General features: G+C 57.3%; 2 rRNA genes. Both read right to left on the reverse strand.

Features of this window, described 5'->3' with window-relative positions:
- Nucleotides 1-10: 10 nt before the first annotated feature.
- A 23S ribosomal RNA gene (locus GC722_RS17420) occupies nt 11-3,133 on the reverse strand.
- Between the two features lie 378 nt (nt 3,134-3,511).
- Nucleotides 3,512-3,631, reverse strand: a 16S ribosomal RNA gene (locus tag GC722_RS17425); the annotation flags it as partial.

A 3,631-nucleotide genomic window follows, 5' to 3' on the forward strand; every position in this document is an offset into this window, starting at 1 on the left:
TTGAAGTGCTTGTGACAAGCCCTCGGCCTATTAGTATCGGTCAGCTCGACACACATTGCTGTGCTTCCACATCCGACCTATCACCCGGTCGTCTACCGGGGGCCTTACCAGACTACTCTGTGGGAGCCCTCATCTTGAAGCGTGCTTCCCGCTTAGATGCTTTCAGCGGTTATCACTTCCCAACGTAGCCAACCAGCCGTGCCCTTGGCAGGACAACTGGCACACCAGAGGTTAGTCCGTCCCGGTCCTCTCGTACTAAGGACAGCCCTTCTCAAGACTCCTACGCGCGCAGCGGATAGGGACCGAACTGTCTCACGACGTTCTGAACCCAGCTCGCGTGCCGCTTTAATGGGCGAACAGCCCAACCCTTGGGACCGACTCCAGCCCCAGGATGCGACGAGCCGACATCGAGGTGCCAAACCATGCCGTCGCTATGGACGCTCGGGCAAGATCAGCCTGTTATCCCCGGGGTACCTTTTATCCGTTGAGTGACGGCGCTTCCACATGCCACCGTCAGATCACTAGTCCCGACTTTCGTCCCTGCTCGAGATGTCTCTCTCACAGTCAAGCTCCCTTGTGCACTTACACTCAACACCTGATTGCCAACCAGGCTGAGGGAACCTTTGGGCGCCTCCGTTACCTTTTGGGAGGCGACCGCCCCAGTCAAACTACCCATCAGGCACTGTCCCTGATCCAGATCATGGACCTAGGTTAGATATCCAGAACAGCCAGAGTGGTATTTCAACGATGACTCCACCCCCACTGGCGTGGCGGCTTCACAGTCTCCCACCTATCCTACACAAGCTGTACCGAACACCAATACCAAACTATAGTAAAGGTCCCGGGGTCTTTCCGTCCTGCTGCGCGTAACGAGCATCTTTACTCGTAGTGCAATTTCGCCGAGTTCGTGGTTGAGACAGCGCCCAAGTCGTTACTCCATTCGTGCAGGTCGGAACTTACCCGACAAGGAATTTCGCTACCTTAGGATGGTTATAGTTACCACCGCCGTTTACTGGGGCTTAAGTTCAGAGCTTCGCCGTGAGGCTAACCCTTCCCCGTAACCTTCCAGCACCGGGCAGGAGTCAGTCCGTATACATCGTCTTTCGACTTAGCACGGACCTGTGTTTTTGGTAAACAGTCGCTTGGGCCTGGTCTCTGCGACCCTCGAGGCTACCGGCCGTGAAGACCGTCACCTCTCAGGTCCCCCTTATCCCGAAGTTACGGGGGCATTTTGCCGAGTTCCTTAACCACGATTATCTCGATCGCCTTGGTATTCTCTACCTAACCACCTGTGTCGGTTTAGGGTACGGGCGGCTCACAACTCGCTCACGAAGCTTTTCTAGGCAGCATAGGATCACCCACTCCACCGCACGAATGCAGCAGAGCCATCCCGTCTCAGGCACATGAGGTGCGGATTTGCCTACACCTCGCCCTACACGCTTAGCCCGGGACAACCATCGCCCGGGATGGGCTACCTTCCTGCGTCCCTCCGCAGCTTGCCTACTACACGATCGGGTCGAAGGGTCGTACTCAGTGTGACCCGAAGGCCTCCTGAGAACTTCCGATCTCAGCATCACGCGCCTCGGCAGGATCGTTGTTTCGCCGGCTACGGGAATATCAACCCGTTGTCCATCGACTACGCCTGTCGGCCTCGCCTTAGGTCCCGGCTTACCCAGGGCAGATTAGCTTGACCCTGGAACCCTTGGTTATTCGGCGGACGGGTTTCTCACCCGTCATTCGCTACTCATGCCTGCATTCTCACTCGTGTGCACTCCACGACTGGGTCACCCCGCCGCTTCTTCGCGCACACGACGCTCCCCTACCCATCCACGCACCTGGACCACGAAGGCCTGATACACGCGTGAATGCCACAGCTTCGGCGGATAACTTGAGCCCCGCTAAATTGTCGGCGCAGAATCACTTGACCAGTGAGCTATTACGCACTCTTTCAAGGGTGGCTGCTTCCAAGCCAACCTCCTGGTTGTCTCCGCAACTCCACATCCTTTTCCACTTAGTTACCGCTTAGGGGCCTTAGCTGGTGATCTGGGCTGTTTCCCTCTCGACTATGAAGCTTATCCCCCACAGTCTCACTGCCGCGCTCTCACTTACCGGCATTCGGAGTTTGGCTGATTTCGGTAAGCTGTTGGGCCCCCTAGACCATCCAGTGCTCTACCTCCGGTAAGAAACACGCGACGCTGCACCTATATGCATTTCGGGGAGAACCAGCTATCACGGAGTTTGATTGGCCTTTCACCCCTATCCACAGCTCATCCCCCAGGTTTTCAACCCTGGTGGGTTCGGTCCTCCACGACGTCTTACCGTCGCTTCAACCTGGCCATGGATAGATCACTCCGCTTCGGGTCTAGAGCGCGCGACTCAAATCGCCCTGTTCGGACTCGCTTTCGCTACGGCTTCCCCACACGGGTTAACCTCGCCACGCACCACTAACTCGCAGGCTCATTCTTCAAAAGGCACGCCGTCACCCCACCCCGAAGGGCAAAGCTCCGACGGATTGTAGGCAATCGGTTTCAGGTACTATTTCACTCCCCTCCCGGGGTACTTTTCACCTTTCCCTCACGGTACTTGTCCGCTATCGGTCACCAAGGAGTATTTAGGCTTAGCGGGTGGTCCCGCCAGATTCACACCCAATTTCAGGGGTTGGGTGCTACTTGGGGTGACGTCCAGGAGTGGTCATCTTACGTCTACGGGGGTATTACCCGCTCTGCCGTACCTTCCCAGAGTACTTCGACTTCCATGACCATTTCTTACTCCTCGACCGGTCGACAGCCCGGTCAAGACGGCCCCACAACACCGCAGATGCAACGCCTGTCAGCTATCACACACCTACGGTTTGGCCTCTTCCGCGTTCGCTCGCCACTACTTACGGAATCACGGTTGTTTTCTCTTCCTGCGGGTACTGAGATGTTTCACTTCCCCGCGTTCCCTCCCACTGCCCTATGTGTTCAGACAGGGGTCGCCGGACATGACTCCGGTTTCCTTCGAGGTTTCCCTATTCGGAGATCCCCGGATCAGGCGCTCGTTTACCAGCTCCCCGGGGCTTATCGCAGGTTTCCACGTCCTTCATCGGCTCTTGGTGCCTAGGCATCCACCGACTGCCCTTAGTAGCTTGTCAAAAACACTACAAAGATGCTCGCGTCCACTGTGAAGTTCTCAACACACCAGCAGCAACCACACCCCCACCACCACCAGGTAGCAGAAGCCGTGGCCCGCCAAGAAACCAACCAACACCCCACAAGGTGCAGCCGATCCCTCAGGACCCAACAGTGTGCCTCCGGGCCAACCCCACCAGCCCCTCCACCCTCCACACCCGACCAGACCCCGAAGGACCCGACCAGGCAGTACTAGCAGACGAACCAGCAACAGCCGGCTTAATGGTCATCGTTCCACATTCCAGAGCCACCCGGCCCGAAGACGAACGCTCCGGCAACCAGGTGAATGAACCCGCCCACCACCACAACCGCGGCAGCAGACGAGCTACGAAGCTCCTTAGAAAGGAGGTGATCCAGCCGCACCTTCCGGTACGGCTACCTTGTTACGACTTAGTCCTAATCACCAGTCCCACCTTCGACGGCTCCCCCCACAAGGGTTGGGCCACCGGCTTCGGGTGTTA

It is taken from the genome of Auraticoccus cholistanensis (assembly GCF_009742705.1).
Classification (GTDB): domain Bacteria; phylum Actinomycetota; class Actinomycetes; order Propionibacteriales; family Propionibacteriaceae; genus Auraticoccus; species Auraticoccus cholistanensis.